Genomic DNA, 15314 nt, shown 5'->3' with positions numbered 1-15314 from the left:
TTTGGCGTAGATCCAGTTCCAGACTTTGCGATGCGAGCTCACGCTCTTGGGCGGACTCTGGATACCGTTCGGACACACAAGGGCCAGCATGTGGAGGGCGGAGCCGATCTGCGATGCAAGCTCGAAGCTTTAGGAGCGACTGGACCTCCCGCACCTCCTCCGATGATCAGTCGGAAGACATGACGCCTGTTTAGGGGCGACATGTCCAGATACAAGGAGCGGCTTGAACCGCTCCTCCCCAAGGCCTTCGCCGCTGCTGGAGGTGCACTTCAGTCGCGACAGGGCCTTCCGGAGAAAAGCGTCGCGACGGCGGTGTCTCTGACAGCCAGGCGCCGGGTCAGCGCGCCTCGCGCAGCCAGCGCGCCACCTGCGGCGCGAAGTAGGTCAGCACGCCGTCGGCGCCGGCGCGCTTGAACGCCATCAGCGACTCCAGCACGCAGGCGCGCTCGTCCAGCCAGCCGTTGCCGATCGCTGCCTTGAGCATCGCGTACTCGCCGCTGACCTGGTAGGCGAAGGTCGGCACGCGGAATTCGTCCTTCACCCGCCGCACCACGTCCAGGTAGGGCATGCCGGGCTTGACCATCACCATGTCCGCACCTTCTTCCAGGTCCAGCGCGATCTCGCGCAGGGCCTCGTCGCCGTTGGCCGGATCCATCTGATAGGTGGTCTTGTCGGCCTTGCCGAGGTTGCCGGCGCTGCCCACCGCCTCGCGGAACGGCCCGTAGAAGGCCGAGGCGTACTTGGCCGAGTAGGCCATGATGCGCACGTGCAGGTGCTCGTCGGCATCCAGCGCGCGGCGGATCGCGCCGATGCGGCCGTCCATCATGTCCGACGGCGAGACGATGTCCACGCCGGCCTGCGCATGCGACAGCGACTGCCGCACCAGCGCCTCGACGGTGATGTCGTTGAGCACGTAGCCGCGGTCGTCGATGATGCCGTCCTGGCCGTGGCTGGTGTACGGATCCAGCGCCACGTCGGTCATCACCCCCAACTCCGGGAAGCGCGTCTTCAGCGCGCGCACCGCGCGTTGCGCCAGGCCGTCCGGGTTCCAGGCCTCGGCAGCGTCCAGCGACTTGCCGGCCGGGTCGATCACCGGGAACAGGTCGATCACCGGGATGCCCAGTTCCAGCGCGGCCTCTGCCTCTTTCAGCAGTTCTTCGATCGACAGCCGCTCCACGCCCGGCATGGACGCGATCGGGGTGCGCCCGGGCACGTCGTGCACGAACACCGGCCAGATCAGGTCGTCGACGGTGAGGGTGTGTTCGCGCATCAGGCGGCGCGAAAAGGCATCGCGGCGCATGCGCCGGGGGCGATAGTGGGGATGGGCCACGTGCAGGCTCCTGGGTGGGCGGATGTTGGGAGGCCGCGCCAGTCGCGCGGCCGATGCCGCCAGGCACCGCAGGCCGCGCCGCCGGCACCGGCGTGAACGCGAGGCGGCCCGCGCGCGGGCGCCGTCGGCTGGGCATGTTACTCGCGCCGGCGCGGCGCGCAGCGTGGAATGCTGCAACACAGCATGCCGGTCGCCCGGCACGCAGGTCAGATCACCCCGCCGCCCAGGCTCAACCGGATCACCCCGACCACGATCACCAGCGCATTGAGCATCAGGCCGGTCTTGGCGCGGCCGCGGTTGGGCGCCGCGGTGAACAGCAGCCCGATCGCGGCGATCAGCGCGCCGACCGCGGCGAACGGGATCAGGAACCAGTTGCCCCAGCCGAGCAGCGGGATGAAGGCCAGGATCATCCACAGCAACGCCACGATGCCCCACAGCAGACTGATCAGGCCCATGCCGGCCTCCGTGCGAATGTGAGCCTGCACCATAGCGCGCGGCGAACGCCAGGCAACCCAACTCTTGGCACGGGGATCACGGCGGCCCTGCGAGGGTGCGACAGCGGCGGGTTCGGCACGATTCACCCGGCCCGCCTATGATCGCGTGAGATCCGAACACGGGGGTAAGGCCATGAACATCCGACCGCTGTTGCCGCTGGCGCTGCTGCTGGCCCTGGCCGGCTGCGCCAGTTCCTCGAAAGTGATGGTCGGCGCGGCGCGCCCGCCGATCGACCCGGCACTGGTGCAGATCTACTCCGCGCCGCCGCCGGGGGCGGTGGATATCGCCCAGCTCGAAGCCTCCAGCGCGGCCGGCTTCGGCACCCAGGGCCAGACCGACGCGGCAGTGGACCGGCTCAAGCGAGACGCGGCCAAGCTCGGCGCCAACGGCGTGGTGCTGATGGGCGTGGGGTCGCAGCGCTCCGGCGGCGGCCTGTCGGTCGGCGCGGGCAGCTACGGCGGCCACGTCGGCGGCGGCCTGGGCATCGGCATCCCCACCACGCAGAAGCGTGCCGCCGGCATGGCGATCTGGGTGCCGCCGGGGGCGCAGGCGCCAGCTGCGCCAGCGGGACGCTGAAACCGCGCCACCGGGCAGGCGTGCAGCGGCGACGTGCTCTGCGCGCCGGCCTGCCTGCATCCAGGCACTGCAACATTGCTACGTTATGGTCCACCCGCTTGAAAGGCGGACGGTCCCGCTTGGCTGCGAACCGCAGGCATTCCGCTCACGTGGGTAGGGAATGCATGAACTGGATCGCCTTCATGCAGCAGAGAACCCTCGTCGTCTTCATCCATGAAGAGAGCCCATGAAGCGCTGGATATGGATTTCCGCTACATGTTTGCTGTCGTTCATGGCACCGCCGCACCGGTCTACAAGACGCTCGTGTGCCGCGACAATGATCCGTTCGTGTTCTGTACCCAAGGTTGCAAGGGTGTCGACAAGAACTGGAGGCCGGTCGATCCGATCAGCGGCACATGGCAAGCGGACCCTGGATACTGCTGGAAGGCGAGTCCGGTCCGCTGCTGCAAGCATGGCTGGCATTGCGGCGCATGGACGCCTACCGCGATCGCCGCGGTGAAGCAATACGAGGACATCTGTCCGGCAGCCGCCAAACAAGGCAACTGGACGGATCCTAGCCGGCGCCCGGAAAGCGTGCCGTACGAGCACTGAGGGCCGTACCGCTGCGCTTTCGCGCAGCGATGCGATGGCCATCACTTGCGCTGCGACGGCACGAAATCCTCGTCCACCGCCGCGGCCAGTTGGTCCGGAGGCAGCAGCCCCTGGTCCAGCAGGAAGTTGTTGAACTTCAGGCGGTCGAACCTGGCGCCCAGCGCCAGTTCGGTGCGCATGCGCAGTTCCAGGATGCGGCTGTAGCCGTAGAAGTAGCTGCCGGCCTGGCCGGGCGCGCGCACCATGTAGCGGTCCAGCTCCTGCCGCGCCATCGCCGGCGACAGGCCGACGTCGTTCTCCAGCACCAGGCGCGCCCGCTCGCGGTCGATCAGGCCGAGATTGAGCATCGGGTCGAGCATGGCACGCGCTGCGCGCAGCAGGCGGAACTGCAAGGCGATCAACTGTCCGTCCAGCGGCTCGTACGGCACCATCTCGGCCTCGGCGTACAGCGCCCAGCCTTCGACGTTGACCGAGTTGAACGCGAACAGGCTGCGCGCCAGCGACACGCCGCGCTCGACCATGGCGGTGAACTGCAGTTCGTGGCCGGGCCGGCCCTCGTGCGCGCTCAGCGTCCATGCCGCCGCGCCGAAGTTGAAATCGTCGTAGTGCTCGCCCTTGCCGGCGCTGTCCGGATTGCCCAGCGGCAGCACGAAGGTGCCCTGCTCGCCGGTGTTGCCGACCAGCGGCGCCGGGCGGAAATGCGGCGCCGGTTGCGCGGCGCTTTCCGCCGGCGAGCCCAGGCGCATCTGCATCGGCCGCTGCGGCACGTCGACGATGCGCTGCTGGCGGATGATCGGATCGATGCGGTCGATGACGCTACGGTAGTGGGCTTCGAGCTTGTCGTCGGCAATGGTGTCGCGCTTGAGCGCGCGCAGCACCGTGCGGTAGTCGCGGGCGTCGTCGCCGCGCAGGCCCTTGGCCGCGGCCACCTGCGGCGCCAGCTGCTGCATCGCCGCGCGGGTTTCCATGAATTCCAGCTGCGCGCGTTGCATCAGCACCTGCGGTGCGATGTCGATGCCGACCTGCTTGAGCTGGAACGCATACAGCTCGGGCGGCAGGCGCGCATCCTCGCGCGCCTGCGGCAGCACCACCGTGCGCGTCCACGTGGCGTAGTCCTGGAACTGCTTGTCCAGCGCCGCCAGCGCCGCATCCGCGCCGGTGATCTTGTACTCGGCGAACAGCGCGCGAATGCCCTTGGCGTAGGTATCGACGTTGCTCAAGGCCTGCTCGACCTCGCGCCTGGTCGGCTGCAGGAGGTTGCCGTCGGTGCGCTTTTCTTCGTAGCGTTGCCGCGCCAGCAGCAGGATCGAGGTGCTGCCCGGCGCCAGGCCGACGTAGCGCTGCAGCCGCAGCAGCGCCTTGGCGCGGCGTGCCGCCGGTACCTGCTCGGACAACAGGTTGTTGATGCCGCCGAACACGTGCTGCGGCGCGTCGGTCCATGGCAGCAAGAAACGCTCGTTGAGCGCGCTGCCCTCGATGGACTGGTCGGCGGCGTGGATCAGGATCGCCAGATCCTGGCGCACGTTCGGATCGCGCTCCACCTGCAGTTTTTCCTGCAGCGTGCGGCGCGCGGCAGCGGTCGCCTCACGGAAACGCCGCGCGTTGTCGGGACCGAAATCGGAGACCTGGTCGTCGAATCCCAGCACGCCGAAGAAGCTCACTTCCTCGGCCTGGAACGGCGCCTGCGCCTGCAGCAGGATCTGCGCGAACGCATTGCTGCGCTCCACCCAGGCCGGCGCGCGCGTGGCGGATGCGGCCGCCGGTGCGGCCGCCACGTCCATCGCCGAAAACGGCAAGGGCGCCGCCAGTGCCAGGGTCAGGGCGATGGCGAGGACACGTGGCTTCATGGCGCAGCTCCGACAGAATGATGTCAGGACCGTACGCGGCGCGTGCCGGCTCGGCCATCTGCCGGAGGTCATGGCCGCCGCCACGCCGCGGTGCAGCATGCGGATGAAGACTACGCCGCCGCGGTCGCGCACATGCTGTGCCGGCAGCAGCGGCGCGCGATTGCAGGACATGGCGGTGCGATCGCGCTTTACCCAAGGCGCCACCCACGCACCACGCGACGCGGTGAGCGGCAGAAGGTTCGCCACCTCGCTACTTCGTCGCGTCGGCCTCTGCCGGCGTGGCACTGTCGTCGACGTCTGTGGCGGGCACCGGCGGCGCCTCGACCGCCATCCCGTCCGCCTCTTCGTCCTCGTCCTCGGCATCCTGCCCGAGCGCATCGAGCAGCGGGATCGCTTCACCCGCATCCGGCAAGACCTGCAAGGTGGTGTAGTGCCACTCGCCCGCATGGCGCTCGGCTTCGATGTACAAGGTGCCGTTGGCGCGGCTGCCGTGCAGCGACACGCTGAGCTCGGCATTGCCACTGCCGCCGCCGCTGCTGTTGAAGCTGCCGCTGGGCATGATGCCGTCCTTGATCGGCGCGCCCAGCGCAGCCGCCACGCGCGGGTCGTGTTGCGCGGCCATCACGCCGACCCGGTACGGTTCGGAGGACTTGGTGACGCGCGCGATGCCGAGCACGAACACCGCGATCGACGCCAGCAGCAGGGCGCCGAGCACCAGCACGATCAGCGGCACCGCCCACTTCCAGTGCCGTGCCCACCAGCCGCGCTTGGCCGGTGGCAGCGCCGTGGTGGAGGTGGGACCGGGCGTGCCGGGCAGCGGTGGCGGACTCGACATGACGTCACTCCTTGTCGTGCGGAAGCGGGAAGGTGGAAGCGGAACGGCGCACTCAGGGCTTGAGGCAGCGCGCCAGGAAGGCTTCGGTGGTGCGATAGCGGTGCAGCGCGTTGCTGCCGGACAGGCCGTGCTTGGCGCCCGGATAGGTCATCAGCTCGAACAGCTTGCCGCGCTTCTGCAGTTCGCTCATCAGCGAGGTGGAATTGGTGAACAGCACGTTGTCGTCGGCCATGCCGTGCAGCAGCAGCAGTTGCGAGGTCAGCCCGTCCAGGTGCGCGGCCACGCGGCTGTCGCGGTAGCCATCGGGATTGGCCTTGGGCAGGTTCATGTAGCGCTCGGTGTAGTGGCTGTCGTACAGACCCCAGTCGGTCACCGGCGCGCCGGCGGCGCCGCAGGCATAGGCCTCGCTGTGCTTGGCCAGCAGCATCAGGGTCATGTAGCCGCCGTTGGACCAGCCGTACACGCCGATACGCGCCGCATCCACCCACGGCTGCGCCTTCAGCCAGGCCACGCCGCGCAACTGGTCGTCCACTTCCACGGTGCCCTGGTGCTGGTACAGCGCACCACCGAAATCGCGGCCGCGGCGCGGCGTGCCGCGGTTGTCCAGCGAGAACACCACATAGCCGTGCTGCGCTAGGTACTGGTCGAACAGCGCATCGCCGCGGCCGGGCCAGCCGTCGACCACGGTCTGCGCGGCCGGGCCGCCGTACACATAGACCACCACCGGGTAGCGCTTGCCCGGGTCGAACCCATCCGGCTTCATCAGCCGGTAGTGCAGCTGGGTCTTGCCGTCGGCGGCGGTCAGGGTGCCGAACTCGACCGGACGCTGCGCCTCGCGGTAGGCCGCATAGGGGTGTTGTGGATCGGCCAGGTCGTTGACCAGCAGGGTGGCGATCTTTTCGCCGTTGGCGCGGAACAGCTCGATCTGCGGCGGCGTGGTGGTGTTGGACCAACTGTCGACATACACGCTGGCGTTCTTGGCGAAGCTGGCGGCATGCGTGCCATTCGGCTTGGACAGCGGCTCGATGGCACCGCCGGCCAGCGACACCGCGTAAATCTGCGTCTGCGTCGGCGACGCCTTGGTCGCGGAGAAATAGACCTTGCCGGCCGCCTCGTCCACCGCGAGCAGTTCGTCCACCACCCACTCGCCCTGGGTCAGCGGGCGCAGCGTGCGGCCGTCTTCCGAAGCCAGGTACAGGTGTTCGTAGCCGCTGCGCTCCGAGCCCCAGACGAAACGTCCGTCCTTGAGGAAGTGCAGGTCGTAGGTGAGCGGCACCCAGGTCGGGCTGGTCTCGGTGATCAGCACACGCTGCTTGCCGGTGGCCAGGGTCGCCTCGATCAGCTCCAGGCGCTTCTGGTCGCGCGACTGGCGCTGGAAGGTCAGCCGTTGCGGATCGCGCCAGTCCACCCGCGCCAGGTAGATGTCCGGGTTCTTGCCCAGGTCGATCCACTGCGGCTGCGCGCCGGCACGCGGCGCGATGGTGCCGAGCTGGATCTTGACGTTGGGCTGGCCGGCCTGCGGATAGCGCTGCTCCACCACCTCGGTGTGGTCGGCGTAGACCTCCGGGCGCTTCTGCACCGGCACCTCGGTTTCGTCGATGCGCGCGAAGGCGATCGCCGAGTCGTCCGGCGCCCACCAGTAGCCGGTGTGGCGATCCATCTCCTCGTCGGCGACGAACTCGGCCACACCGTTGCCGATGGTCTCGCTCCCGTCGCGGGTGAGCTGGTGCTGCTGGCCGCTGGCCAGGTCGATCACCCACAGGTTGCGCCCGCGCACGAAGCTGACGTAGCCGCCCTTGGGCGAGATCTTGGGATCGGTGACGAAGCCTTCGCCGTGGGTGAGCTTGCGCACCGCGGCGCTGCCGCTCTTGCGCAGGTCGTACAGGTACAGCTCGCCGCCGAGCGGGAACAGCAGCGCATGCGCATCCGGCGACCACTGGTACTCGACGATGCCGGTGTAGGCGGCGATGCGCTGGCGCTCGCGGCGTGCCTTCTCCTCGTCGCTCAGGGTCTCGGTGCCGGGCAGCACCAGCTTGGAATCCACCAGCATGCGGGTCTGGCCGCTGGCGATGTCGTATTCCCACAGGTCCAGCTGGTTGCGGTCGCTGTCCTTGCCGCGCAGGAAGGTCACCCGCGAGCCGTCCGGCGCCACCTTGGGCTTCATCAGGGTCGGCCCGGACAGCGGCTTGCTGCCGGTGATGGCCTCCAGGGTCAGTTTCTCGGCGTGGGCGGGAACGATGGGGGTGGCGAGCATGAGGGCGAGAGCGGCGAACAGAGAGCGCATGAAGGTTCCTGATGGAGCACCGAGCGCACGGATGATGCGCGTGCGCCCGGGATTTGAGAAGCGCGCCGGCTCAGCGCTGTCCGAACAGGTGCTTGCGCTCGGCGTCGCTGAGCGGCTTGCCCGCGTTCGGGTTCACCTGCTCCTTCAAGGCGTAGGCGCGCTGGGTGGCCGGGCGCGCGGCGATGGCCTCGTGCCAGCGCTTGAGGTGCGGGAAGGCGGCGTAGTCGGGAGTCAGCCCGTTGTACACCTCGATCCACGGGTAGCTGGCCATGTCGGCAATGCCGTAGTCGTCGCCGGCCAGGTAGGCGCTGTGCGCCAGACGCTTGTCCAGCACCCCGTGCAGGCGCCGCACCTCGTTGCCGTAGCGTTCGATCGCATAGCCGATCTTCTCCGGCGCGTAGACGTTGAAATGCCCCATCTGCCCGGTCATCGGGCCGAGCCCGGCCATCTGCCAGAACAGCCATTCCAGCGCGAGCACGCGCCCGCGCGGATCGGCCGGGAGGAAGCGGCCGGTCTTCTCGGCCAGATACAGCAGGATCGCGCCGGATTCGAACACGCTCTGCGGCGCGCCGCCGTCGGCCGGGGCATGGTCGACGATGGCCGGCATCTTGTTGTTCGGCGAGATCGCCAGGAAGTCGGGCGCGAACTGCTCGCCGGCGCCGATGTTGACCGGCTTGAGCGTGTAGTCCAGCCCGGCTTCCTCGAGGAACAGGGTGACCTTGTGGCCGTTGGGGGTGGGCCAGTAGTACAGATCGATCATGGCGGCGTTCCTGGACAGGGGATCCCGAGTGTAGCGGCGGCCCCCGGCTTGGCAGCGTCATTGCCGGCCGGGTACCCTGGCCGCTCCCGCAACGCAGCATTCCAGACCACGCCATGACTCCAGAGCGGCCCCGCCTGCATCCCCTGTCCAACCTGATCTTCGCCTCGCGCTGGCTGCAGTTGCCGCTGTACCTGGGACTGATCGTGGCCCAGGGCGTCTACGTGTTCCTGTTCGGCAAGGAGCTGTGGCACCTGATCCACGAGGCGCCGAGCCTGGGCGAGCAGCAGATCATGCTGATCGTGCTCGGCCTGATCGACGTGGTGATGATCTCCAACCTGCTGGTGATGGTGATCGTCGGCGGCTACGAGACCTTCGTGTCGCGGCTGGGCCTGGAGGGCCATCCGGACCAGCCGGAGTGGCTGAGCCACGTCAACGCCAGCGTGCTCAAGGTCAAGCTGGCGCTGTCGATCATCGGCATCTCCTCGATCCACCTGCTCAAGACCTTCATCGCGGTCGGCGCGCTCGGCGGCATGCCGATGTGCTCGCCGGAACAGCTGGCCAGCGCCGTGGGGACGGTGGACCTGAAGAGCTGCGCGACGCTGACCGCCACCGGCGTGCTGTGGCAGACCATCATCCATGGCATCTTCATCCTGTCGGCGATCGGCATCGCCTGGACCGACCGGATCATGTCCGCGTCCGCGCCGGCGCGGCCGGCGCATTGACCGGCGCGCGCCGCGTCACGCTTTTTGCCGCATGGCAGCGGCTGCCACGCACGCGGCGGCCGCGGATGCTAGATTGACCGATGGGGTGCGCTGGCGGCATGGGGGCCGCAGCACCGCGAACGCACCGCCGTCGCATCGTTGATTGCCAACACCGGGGATTCAGGGGGACGCATGTCGCAACTCACCACACTCGCCAAGGCGCGCCGGGTCGCGCCGATCCTGTTGCTGGCCGCGCTGGCGGCCTGCTCCAAGCAGGAAGAGGCCGCACCACCCAGCGCTGCACCGGCCACCGCCGCGGCCAGCGCGCCGGCACCGCCTGCGGTCTCGGCCAAGGTGCAGTCGATGGGCACCGAACAGTTGCACGACTCGGCCAGCCAGGCGCTGCGCGAGAACCGCATGTACGCACCGGCCGGCAACAACGCAGTCGAGTACTACCTGGCGTTGCGCGACAAGCAGCCGGACGACGCCGGGGTCAAGAGCGCGCTGACCGACCTGATGCCGTACACGCTGATCGCCGCCGAACAGAGCATCAACCGCGAGGACTTTCCGGAAGCCCAGCGCCTGATCGGCCTGATCGAGAAGATGGATCCGCAGGCGCCGGCGCTGCCGCGGCTCAAGCAGGGCGTGAGCAAGGGCATGGAGGCCGTGGCCCAGCGCAGCCAGGACGAGACCGACAAGGCCAAGAAGGACGCCGAGCAGAAGGCCAAGCTGGCGGCCGAGCAGCAGAAGCAGGCGCAACAGCAGGCCAGCGAGGCGCAGGCGGCGCAGCAGATCGCCGCACAGCAGGAGGCCGCGCGCCGCGAGAGCGCACGCCAGGAGGCCGAACGCCAGGCCGCCGCGCGCCCCGCCACGCCCGCCGCCACCACGCAACCGACGCCGGCACCGGCACCGGCAGCAGCCCCCGCGGCCGCGCCGGCCGCTACCGCTACCGCACAAACGCTGCGCCCGATCAGCACCCCGGCGCCGCGCTATCCGCCTGAAGCACTGCGCTCGGGCACCGCAGGCGAAGTGCTGGTGGAGATCACCGTCGGCACCGACGGCGCGGTCACCAATGCGCGCGTGCTGCGCTCCACGCCGCCGCGGGTGTTCGACCGCGAGGCGTTGAACGCCACCAAGCGCTGGCGCTTCGAACCGGTCGGCGCGCCGGTGACCACCCGCCGCACGCTGGCGTTCAATCCCGGCGGCTGAGCCCATCAATGACACCTGCGTGCCCGGCAGCGGCCGGGCGCGCAGAGAACGCTCAGGCGCAACACCGCGCCGACCGCAACACGTCGACCAGCGCGATCAGGACGTCGGTGTCATGCCAGCACTGCGCGCGGAGACGCCGAAGCGCCCCTTGCGCCAGGCCATCCAGGTCGCGATCGCGCCCACCACCGTGCACACCAGCAAGCCGGGCAGCGAGGCCTCCGGACCGAACGCGCCTCCGCTCAACCATTCCGGCACCCCCGCCTGCGCCGTGCTGCGCGCGATCGCCGGCCCCATGTCGGTCCCCGATACCGCCGCGCCGAACAGATAGCCCTGGGTGAAGTTCCAGGCCGCATGCACGCCGATGGAGACCCAGAGCCGGCCGCTGAGCACATAGAACGCGCCCAGCATGACGCCCGCCTCCACCGCGATGCACAACGCGGCGAACACGCTCGCGTTCGGATTGCCGAGGTGGGCAAGGCCGAACAGCAGCGCCGACAGCGCGAACGCCAACCATGGCCCGAACGCGCGCCACAGCAGCCGCAACAGGATCGCGCGCAGCATCAGTTCTTCCACCACGCCGGCCTGCAACGCCTTCCCGAGCGGCGCCCACACCGGCGCCGCCCCGGTCCAGCGGATCGTGTAGACGCCGAACGCCGCCATGATCGCCATCACCGCCGCGAACATGGCCGCTCCCAACAGCAGCCCCACGCCCAACTGCAAGGGCGCAGCGTGCCAGGCGAGTTCCGACGGCCAGCGCCGCTCGCCCAGGCGCACCGCGATTGCGTAGAACACGGCGGCCGTCAGCGCCGTCGCATACGGCGCGAGCCGATCCGCGCCCGGCGGAAGCAGCCTGGCGCACAGCAGCGGCACTGCCGTCGCCACGACGATCATCAGCGCCAGCAACGCGATCGCCCAGAGCAGCGCCCGCAGCCAGCGCACCCTTCCCGGCTGCAGGATGCGCGCCTCGCCCAGCACCAGCAGGCGCCCGGCGCCGGCCGCCATCATTGCTGGGGCATCGTGTGGATCTGGAGACATGCAAAGGCTCGCTGCGGAGGAAGCATCGGCAGGACGGACAACGCCGCTGCGCGCAGCGAGTGTGCATCACGATCGCGTTTCCTGCGCGTCTCCGCGACGGACGGGCGTGCAGCGCGCGGACCCGGCCCGCGCGCTGCCTCCTGCTCAGCTGGAGATCGCCAGCTGTTCCTGCCGGTAGCGGCGCACCGCCGCCAGCCACAGCACCGCGGCCAGGCCGAAACCGGTGAGCAGGTACACCGCCCAGATCTGCGGATCGATCGTCTCGCGGCGGATGATCTTCATCAGCATCTGGTTCTGCGCCAGGAACGGCACCGCGAACTGCCACAGCCTGGTCTTCAGCGGATACACCATCAACGCATAGCCCGGCAACATCGGCAGCAGCATCAGCCAGGTCATGTGGCTCTGCGCCTCCTTCATGCTCTTGGCCGAGGCCGCCAGATAGGTCAGCAGCGAGGTGCCGATGAACAGCATCGGCAGCAGCACGAACAGCATCTGCAGCATCGCCACGAAGCTGACGTTGAGCTGGCGGCCGATGCCGCTGGCCACCTGCGCGCTGAGCTTGAACGCGAGCAGGGTCAGCAGCAGCGACACCAGGCCGACCACGCAGGCCGCGGCGATCTTGCCGCTGACGATGGCGCTGCGCGAGGCCGGCGTGGCCAGCAGCGGCTCCAGCGATTGCCGCTCGCGTTCGCCGGCGGTGGCGTCGAGGATCAGGTAGGCACCGCCGATGAACGAGGTGATGGTCAGCAGCACCGGCAGCAGCATCGCCAGCAACGCGCCACGCTTGGCCTCGGGCGTGGCCAGGTCCTGCAGTGCCACATCCAGCGGCCGCGACACCTGCGAATCGATGCCGCGCGCCAGCAGGCGCAAGGCCCCGACCTGCTGGCCGTACATGCTCAGCGCGGCCTGCACCCGCTGGGTCGGGATGTCGGCGTCGCGGCGGGTGCTGTCCTTGATGATCTCCACCAGCGCCGGGCGTCCTTCGTGCCAGGCGTTGGCGTAGTCCTCGTCGATCTTCAGCGCCAGGTCCACGTCCTGGCTGCGGATCGCGCCGGTCAGGTCCTTCGGCGGCGCGACCGCGTTCAAGCCCTGCGCGGCGAGGAAGGCGACCAGGTTCGGCGCGCGTTCGCGGCCGATCACCGGAATGTCCAGCGGCTTGTCGATCTGCGTGCGCACGCGGCTCTCGGCCAGCGCGCCCATGCCCAGGATCAGCGCCGGATACAGCAGCGGGCCCAGCAGCAGCGCCAGCGCCAGGGTGCGGCGATCGCGAGAGAGGTCGCGCAATTCCTTGCGCATCACGGTGAATACGGTACGGAGCAGGCTCATGCGTGCAGTCCCTCGTCGCTGCCGATCGCCTTGACGAAGGCGTCTTCCAGATTGGGTTCGCCGGTGAGGGCGCGCAGTTCATCGGCGGTACCGGCGGCCACCACCGTGCCCTTGGCGATGATGACGATGCGATCGCACAGCGCCGCCACCTCCTGCATGATGTGACTGGAGAAGATCACGCAACGCCCTTCCTCGCGCAGCTCGCGCAGGAAGCCACGCAATGCGCGCGTGGTCATCACGTCCAGGCCGTTGGTGGGTTCGTCCAGGATCACGTTGCGCGGATCGTGGACCAGCGCGCGGGCGATCGCGGTCTTGGTGCGCTGGCCCTGGCTGAAGCCTTCGGTCTGGCGGTCGAGGATGTCGTCCATGTCCAGCGCCTTCGACAGCAACCGGGTGCGCTCGGCGATGCGTGCCGCCGACAGCCCGTGCAGCTCGCCGAAGTAGGCGATGTTCTCGCGCGCGGTCAACCGCTTGTACACGCCACGCGCATCCGGCAGCACGCCCAGCGCGCGCCGCACCGCCATCGGATCCTGGCCCACGTCCACGCCGTCCACGCGCACCTGGCCCCGGTCCGGCGCCATCAGCGTGTAGAGCATGCGCAAGGTGGTGGTCTTGCCGGCGCCATTGGGACCGAGCAGGCCGGTGATCTGGCCGTCGGCGGCCTGGAAGCTGACCCCTTGCACCGCCTGCACGGCGCCGGCGCGGGTCTTGAATGCCTTGTGCAGATTGTCGGCGACGATCATGCGTGCCCCTCCCTGTCGAACGCTGCGCAGCTCATGGTTCCCATCCGTTGAATGAAGTGAAGGCCGGCACGCCGCTCATCGCGTCCAGGCAGGTGGCATCGAGGTGCTTGGCATCGGCGGTCTCGAAGAACTGGCCGAGCAGCTTGGGCATGCAGCCCAGGGTCATGGTGCCGTGGCCCTGGCCACGCACCACCAGGTGACGGCCGTTGGGCAGGCCCTTGAGTACGCGCTCGGCGTAGCGCGGCGGCGTCACCGGATCCAGCTGGCCGGAGGTCAGCAGCACCGGCAAGGTCGAGGTGAACGACGCGGTGAAGTCGGCCGGCCGGGTGCCGGTGGGCCACACCGGGCAGGGCGCGAAGAACATCTGCGCCACTTCCGGACCGAGCAGCGTGTCGTGCGTCTGCGGCGCGCGGTAGCGGTCGGCGTCCTCGGCGCAGATCACCGACCACTGCATGCCGCGATTCATCTGCCCGTCCAGTTGCCCGCCCATCATCTTTGCCAGCGACATCAGCGGCCCGTAGCGGCCGTTGGCCGCTTCGTCCAGCACCAGCGGCAGCAGCGACGCGGTCTGCGGCGCGTAGGAGAACGAGAACGCCAGGCTGGTAACGGTGTCGGCGGTGACCCGGTCGTGGCGGCTCTGGCCGCTGGCCGGATCGCGGTAGTCCACCTCCACCGGCGCCTGCCGCAGCCGCTCCACCACTGCGCGCAACTGCGTGCGGGTATCGGTGGGAAAGCGCTTGGCGCAAGCCGGATCGGCCTTGCACTGCTCGGCCTGCAGGGCGATCGCATCCTCGAAGGTAGTGGCGAACTCGCCACCGACCACCAGGTCGTTCGGCGCCACGCCATCGATAACCACGCTGCGCACGTGCGGCGCGTAGCGGCGCGCGTACTGCTGAGCGACGCGGGTGCCGTAGGAGCCGCCGATCAGGTTGATCTTGTCCACGCCCAGCGCGGCGCGCACCGCATCCAGATCGCCGATCGCCTGGGTGGTGGTGTAGTAGCGCGGATCGGCGCGGCCCTGCAGCGACTGTGCGCAGCGCCGCGCGTAGTCGACCAGTTCGTTCGCGGTGGGCGCGCGCGCCGGATCGGCCAGCGGCATCTCCTTGCCGTCCGGTCCCAGGCAGCTCAGCGGATTGGACTGGCCGGTGCCGCGCTGGTCGATCAGGAACACGTCGCGGCGCTTGCGGGTCTCGCGCAGCGCCATGTCGACGATGCTGGCGACCTGGGTAGCGGCCTGGCCAGGACCGCCGGCGAGGAAGAACACCGGATCCGGGTCGCTGCCGCCCTCGCCGGTGACCGGCAGCCAGGCGATGTTGAGTTCGATCTTGCGGCCGTTCGGCGCCGCCGGATTCTCCGCCACCGCCATGCGCGCGCACTGCGCCGGCACGTTGTTGGAGGCCACCGGATTGGTCAGCGTGCACGGGTGGAAGCGCAGCGCGCCGTAGCTGCGTTCGGATGTCTGCGGCGTCGGTGCCTGGGCCGCCTGGCAGGCGGCGAGCAACAGGGTGGCCGCCGCGATGGCGAACGGCCGGGAAGGGTGTCGCATGGTTCGCATCCTTGAGTTCATGGCTTGCAGAATGCC

14 protein-coding genes are annotated in these 15314 nt (G+C 69.2%); 4 read left to right on the top strand and 10 right to left on the bottom strand.

Annotation, left to right across the window (positions count from 1 at the left end):
- Positions 1 to 337: 337 nt before the first annotated feature.
- Both hemB and CEK68_RS16770 read right to left on the bottom strand, forming a co-directional pair.
- The gene (hemB, locus tag CEK68_RS16775) at positions 338 to 1330 is read right to left on the bottom strand and encodes a porphobilinogen synthase (protein WP_026144287.1); all 993 of its coding nucleotides are present in this window, start codon (positions 1328 to 1330) and stop codon (positions 338 to 340) included.
- 206 nt (positions 1331 to 1536) lie between these two features.
- Entirely contained in the window at positions 1537 to 1785 is a 249-nt protein-coding gene (locus CEK68_RS16770; protein WP_010340624.1) for a hypothetical protein, read from the bottom strand.
- 172 nt (positions 1786 to 1957) lie between these two features.
- On the opposite strand from CEK68_RS16770, the gene CEK68_RS16765 reads away from it, so the two are divergent.
- Both CEK68_RS16765 and CEK68_RS16760 read left to right on the top strand, forming a co-directional pair.
- Positions 1958 to 2401, top strand: coding sequence for a hypothetical protein (locus tag CEK68_RS16765; RefSeq protein WP_152181558.1), 444 nt, complete (start codon positions 1958 to 1960; stop codon positions 2399 to 2401).
- A gap of 213 nt (positions 2402 to 2614) precedes the next feature.
- Entirely contained in the window at positions 2615 to 2992 is a 378-nt protein-coding gene (locus CEK68_RS16760; RefSeq protein WP_226977926.1) for a hypothetical protein, read from the top strand.
- Positions 2993 to 3033: 41 nt separating this feature from the next.
- On the opposite strand, the gene CEK68_RS16755 is transcribed toward CEK68_RS16760, so the two are convergent.
- The 4 genes from CEK68_RS16755 to CEK68_RS16740 all read right to left on the bottom strand — a co-directional run bounded on the left by CEK68_RS16755 (position 3034) and on the right by CEK68_RS16740 (position 8718).
- Positions 3034 to 4839, bottom strand: a complete 1806-nt coding sequence (locus CEK68_RS16755) for a DUF885 domain-containing protein (protein WP_152240051.1) — start codon at positions 4837 to 4839, stop codon at positions 3034 to 3036.
- Positions 4840 to 5089: 250 nt separating this feature from the next.
- Complete coding sequence (locus tag CEK68_RS16750) at positions 5090 to 5674, bottom strand: cytochrome c oxidase assembly factor Coa1 family protein (protein ID WP_152181555.1); 585 nt, start codon at positions 5672 to 5674, stop codon at positions 5090 to 5092.
- Positions 5675 to 5726: 52 nt separating this feature from the next.
- On the bottom strand, positions 5727 to 7958 hold the full coding sequence (locus CEK68_RS16745; RefSeq protein WP_152240050.1) for a S9 family peptidase: 2232 nt from the start codon (positions 7956 to 7958) through the stop codon (positions 5727 to 5729).
- A gap of 70 nt (positions 7959 to 8028) precedes the next feature.
- Positions 8029 to 8718: a glutathione binding-like protein gene (locus CEK68_RS16740; protein ID WP_017908502.1), complete on the bottom strand. Its 690-nt coding sequence runs from the start codon at positions 8716 to 8718 to the stop codon at positions 8029 to 8031.
- A gap of 113 nt (positions 8719 to 8831) precedes the next feature.
- On the opposite strand from CEK68_RS16740, the gene CEK68_RS16735 reads away from it, so the two are divergent.
- Entirely contained in the window at positions 8832 to 9440 is a 609-nt protein-coding gene (locus CEK68_RS16735) for a TIGR00645 family protein (protein ID WP_017908501.1), read from the top strand.
- Positions 9441 to 9611: 171 nt separating this feature from the next.
- Entirely contained in the window at positions 9612 to 10628 is a 1017-nt protein-coding gene (locus tag CEK68_RS16730) for an energy transducer TonB (protein ID WP_152240049.1), read from the top strand.
- 96 nt (positions 10629 to 10724) lie between these two features.
- Here CEK68_RS16730 and CEK68_RS16725 read toward each other — a convergent pair whose 3' ends face one another.
- The 4 genes from CEK68_RS16725 to CEK68_RS16710 all read right to left on the bottom strand — a co-directional run bounded on the left by CEK68_RS16725 (position 10725) and on the right by CEK68_RS16710 (position 15278).
- Positions 10725 to 11633, bottom strand: coding sequence for a CPBP family intramembrane glutamic endopeptidase (locus tag CEK68_RS16725; protein WP_152240048.1), 909 nt, complete (start codon positions 11631 to 11633; stop codon positions 10725 to 10727).
- Between the two features lie 174 nt (positions 11634 to 11807).
- Positions 11808 to 12989, bottom strand: coding sequence for an ABC transporter permease (locus tag CEK68_RS16720; protein WP_152240047.1), 1182 nt, complete (start codon positions 12987 to 12989; stop codon positions 11808 to 11810).
- Positions 12986 to 13732 (bottom strand): ATP-binding cassette domain-containing protein, encoded by a 747-nt coding sequence (locus CEK68_RS16715; RefSeq protein ID WP_152240046.1) that lies wholly within the window; start codon positions 13730 to 13732, stop codon positions 12986 to 12988. The genes CEK68_RS16720 and CEK68_RS16715 overlap by 4 nt, the downstream gene beginning before the upstream one ends.
- 31 nt (positions 13733 to 13763) lie before the next feature.
- A complete protein-coding gene (locus CEK68_RS16710) occupies positions 13764 to 15278 on the bottom strand; it encodes an alpha/beta fold hydrolase (RefSeq protein WP_152240045.1) in 1515 nt (504 codons plus the stop codon).
- Positions 15279 to 15314 lie beyond the last annotated feature (36 nt).

Source organism: Xanthomonas sp. LMG 12461 (genome assembly GCF_009192935.1).
GTDB lineage: Bacteria > Pseudomonadota > Gammaproteobacteria > Xanthomonadales > Xanthomonadaceae > Xanthomonas_A > Xanthomonas_A sontii.
Note: the sequence above shows the minus strand (reverse complement) of the source record. Positions and strands in the feature narration are given on the sequence as shown.

What these genes read in the sequence shown, in the direction of transcription:
- CEK68_RS16770 (WP_010340624.1), bottom strand. Translation starts at nt 1,785, where the DNA reads ATGGGCCTGATCAGTCTGCTGTGGGGCATCGTGGCGTTGCTGTGGATG.
- CEK68_RS16745 (WP_152240050.1), bottom strand. Translation starts at nt 7,958, where the DNA reads ATGCGCTCTCTGTTCGCCGCTCTCGCCCTCATGCTCGCCACCCCCATC.
- CEK68_RS16725 (WP_152240048.1), bottom strand. Translation starts at nt 11,633, where the DNA reads ATGATGGCGGCCGGCGCCGGGCGCCTGCTGGTGCTGGGCGAGGCGCGC.
- CEK68_RS16735 (WP_017908501.1), top strand. Translation starts at nt 8,832, where the DNA reads ATGACTCCAGAGCGGCCCCGCCTGCATCCCCTGTCCAACCTGATCTTC.
- CEK68_RS16710 (WP_152240045.1), bottom strand. Translation starts at nt 15,278, where the DNA reads ATGCGACACCCTTCCCGGCCGTTCGCCATCGCGGCGGCCACCCTGTTG.
- CEK68_RS16720 (WP_152240047.1), bottom strand. Translation starts at nt 12,989, where the DNA reads ATGAGCCTGCTCCGTACCGTATTCACCGTGATGCGCAAGGAATTGCGC.
- CEK68_RS16715 (WP_152240046.1), bottom strand. Translation starts at nt 13,732, where the DNA reads ATGATCGTCGCCGACAATCTGCACAAGGCATTCAAGACCCGCGCCGGC.
- CEK68_RS16730 (WP_152240049.1), top strand. Translation starts at nt 9,612, where the DNA reads ATGTCGCAACTCACCACACTCGCCAAGGCGCGCCGGGTCGCGCCGATC.
- CEK68_RS16750 (WP_152181555.1), bottom strand. Translation starts at nt 5,674, where the DNA reads ATGTCGAGTCCGCCACCGCTGCCCGGCACGCCCGGTCCCACCTCCACC.
- CEK68_RS16755 (WP_152240051.1), bottom strand. Translation starts at nt 4,839, where the DNA reads ATGAAGCCACGTGTCCTCGCCATCGCCCTGACCCTGGCACTGGCGGCG.
- CEK68_RS16760 (WP_226977926.1), top strand. Translation starts at nt 2,615, where the DNA reads ATGAAGAGAGCCCATGAAGCGCTGGATATGGATTTCCGCTACATGTTT.
- CEK68_RS16765 (WP_152181558.1), top strand. Translation starts at nt 1,958, where the DNA reads ATGAACATCCGACCGCTGTTGCCGCTGGCGCTGCTGCTGGCCCTGGCC.
- CEK68_RS16740 (WP_017908502.1), bottom strand. Translation starts at nt 8,718, where the DNA reads ATGATCGATCTGTACTACTGGCCCACCCCCAACGGCCACAAGGTCACC.